Consider the following 2,938-nt stretch of genomic DNA (forward strand, 5'->3'; position numbering starts at 1 on the left):
GTATCAGCAGGCAGAAGGAGGAGAATATGCCACTTGTTACATCTAAGGAAATGTTGTTGAAAGCTCAGCAGGGCGGTTACGCAGTGGGTGCATTTAATGCAGAGAATATGGAGATGGTGAAAGCGATCATTCAGGCAGCTGAGGAGTTGAAAGCACCTGTTATGATCCAGACTACTCCATCTACTATTAAATATGGCACTCTTGAGACCTATCAGGCAATCGTTGCAGCAGAAGCTGCAAAGGCTTCCGTTCCGGTTTGCCTGCACCTTGACCACGGCAGTAGCTTTGATCTCGCCATGAAGGCTCTGAAGGCTGGATATACTTCCGTGATGATTGACGGTTCTAAGCTGGATTATGAAGGAAACATTGAGGTGAGCAAGAAGGTGGCTGACGTAGCAGCTTCTATGGGAATCCCATGCGAGGCAGAACTTGGTAAGGTAGGTGGTAAGGAAGACGACCTGGTTGCAGTTGCAGATACCAATACCGATCCACAGGAAGCCAGAGAATTTGTAGAGCGCACCGGCGTTACTTCTCTTGCGGTAGCAATCGGCACAGCACATGGCTTCTATGTGGGAACTCCTGTTCTTGATAAGGAGCGTTTAAGTGAAATTCGTGAAGTTGTAGATATTCCTCTGGTTCTTCATGGCGCTTCCGGCCTTAGCGATGAGGATGTTATGGATTGCGTAAAGAGAGGAATCTGTAAGGTTAATTTTGCCACCGAGCTTCGTGCAGCATACTCCAAGGCTGTCAGAGAGACACTTGAGGATGAGAAGGTATTTGATCCTAAGGCATATGGCAAGGCTGGAATTGCAGCTGTGAAAGAGCTTGTAATGGCCCGTATGAAAGTTTGCGGCTGTGACGGAAAGGCTGAGTAAGAGGCTGATTTATGGCAGCGACGATGAAAGATATTGCCAGACGGACAGGACTTGGTCTGGCAACGATTTCCTCTTATTTCAATGGGGGGAATGTAAGAGAGAAGAACCGTATCAAGATCGAAGAAGCCATCGAAGAATTACATTACGAAGTAAATGAAGTTGCCCGCGGTCTGAAGACCAATGCGACCAAGACAGTGGGGGTTGTGATTCCAGAGCTGAACAATGTTTTCTGCGCAGAAATCATCAGTGGAATGGAGGATATCCTCCGAAGCCATGGATATGCAGCGATTGTCTGTGACTGCAGAACAGATAAGAAGCTTGAAAAAGAAGCAGTGGATTTCCTTACCCGGAAACGTGTGGATGGAATTATCAATATGCCGGTAGATATGACTGGAGCCCATCTGAATGAATTTCAGAAAACAGGTAAACCCATTGTGCTTATCGACCGTATGATCCAGGGAATATCCTGCGACTGTGTGCTGGTGGATAATGTAAATGCAGCTGAGAAGGCTGTTGGCATGCTGGTAGAAGAACAGCATCAGAAGATTGGTCTGATCGGTGGACCGGATGAGGTATTCACTGCCAGACAGCGTATGTTAGGATATATGAAAGCACTTAAGGCTCATGGAATTGCGGTTGATGAAAAGCTGATCTGTCATGGTGATTACACGATCCAGGGAGGGGTTCAGGCAGTAGAAGAGCTGGTGAAAGAGAATCCGGATATGACAGCTGTTTTTGTGACGAACTATGAGATGACTATGGGGGCAGTGATCGGGCTTAACGAGATGGGGGTATCCATGCCAGAGGAGATTTCCCTGGTGGGATTTGACAATCTGCCTTTTGCCCGTGCATGCAGACCTGCACTTACCATTGTTTCACAGCCCACAGAGAAAATTGCAAGGGAAACAGCACAGATCATGCTGGAACGGCTTGAAGGAAGAGATGAGCTTCCTGACCATATTGTACGGAAACTTCAGACTGATATTTTTATGGGGAAATCCATAAGGAGACAAGGATGAGCAAAGACTATTTATTAGGAATTGATATTGGAACCAGCGCGTGCAAGGTTGCCATATTTAACAAGAACGGAAAGGTGATGGCTTCCGCCAATGGGGATTACCCTGTTTATTATCCTCATGAGGGATGGGCGCAGCAGAAGCCGGATGAATGGTGGCATGCGGTTTGCGGCGCTATTTGCGAATGCCTGGAGACAGGTAATATTTCAGGAGAGCAGATTGCCGGAGTACCTGTGGTGGCGGATGGGGAAACGGTGGTGGGCTATGCCTGCCGGGAATGGGTGGACGAGGTCTTTATTGATCTGCCCGAGGAGATGGAAACACCACAGGAGCTGGTAGAGCAGTTTACTCAGATGGGAGCGGTGGTACATATCCGCCTGCTGCAGGCAGGCGGGCTGTCAGGGAGAAAACAGCTTGTGGAGCGGCTGGGAAATTACACTGTGCTCACCACCAGCATTAATTATGCCAGCGACAGACAGATGCTTTTAAAACGCCTGCTGGATATCCTGGGAGGCCTGGCGGGGTCTTTTGCCACCATTATCTTAAGCCTGATTTTGGCCCCCATTATTCTGATACAGTCCCCTGGCCCTTTATTTTTCGTACAGGAAAGAGTGGGAAAGAATGGAAAACGCTTTAAAATGTATAAATTCCGCAGTATGTACGTGGATGCGGAGGAACGCAAAAAAGAGCTTCTTTCCCAGAACAGGATAAAGGATGGCTATATGTTTAAGCTGGACTGGGACCCCAGGATTATCGGCAGCAAAAAGCTTGCGGACGGCACCACCAAAAAGGGAGTGGGCAACTTTATCCGGGATTGGAGCCTGGACGAGTTTCCACAGTTTTTCAATGTGCTGAAGGGGGACATGAGCCTGGTGGGAACCAGGCCGCCCACGGTGGAGGAATGGGAGAGGTATGAGCTGCACCACAGGGCGCGGCTGTCTGCAAAGCCTGGCATCACGGGACTCTGGCAGGTCAGCGGACGCAGCAACATCACGGATTTTGAGGAGGTGGTGAAGCTGGATGTGGAGTATATCAGCCGGTGGAGCA

3 protein-coding genes are annotated in these 2,938 nt (G+C 48.9%); all 3 read left to right on the forward strand.

Going from position 1 to position 2,938, the window contains the following annotated elements; translation table 11 throughout:
* The first annotated feature begins 26 nt into the window (after nucleotides 1–26).
* Nucleotides 27–875 carry a class II fructose-bisphosphate aldolase gene (locus tag AC1WIP_RS13935; protein WP_173717930.1) on the forward strand — a complete coding sequence of 283 codons (849 nt, stop codon included), beginning with the start codon at nucleotides 27–29 and terminating at the stop codon, nucleotides 873–875.
* Between the two features lie 11 nt (nucleotides 876–886).
* Nucleotides 887–1,894, forward strand: a complete 1,008-nt coding sequence (locus AC1WIP_RS13940) for a LacI family DNA-binding transcriptional regulator (RefSeq protein WP_173734870.1) — start codon at nucleotides 887–889, stop codon at nucleotides 1,892–1,894.
* The coding region (locus AC1WIP_RS13945) for a sugar transferase (RefSeq protein WP_481142393.1) at nucleotides 1,891–2,938 on the forward strand (1,048 nt) is incomplete at its 3' end. The genes AC1WIP_RS13940 and AC1WIP_RS13945, both read left to right, overlap by 4 nt.

The organism is Acetatifactor sp., assembly GCF_982438285.1.

What these genes read in the sequence shown, in the direction of transcription:
- AC1WIP_RS13935 (WP_173717930.1), top strand. Translation starts at nt 27, where the DNA reads ATGCCACTTGTTACATCTAAGGAAATGTTGTTGAAAGCTCAGCAGGGC.
- AC1WIP_RS13940 (WP_173734870.1), top strand. Translation starts at nt 887, where the DNA reads ATGGCAGCGACGATGAAAGATATTGCCAGACGGACAGGACTTGGTCTG.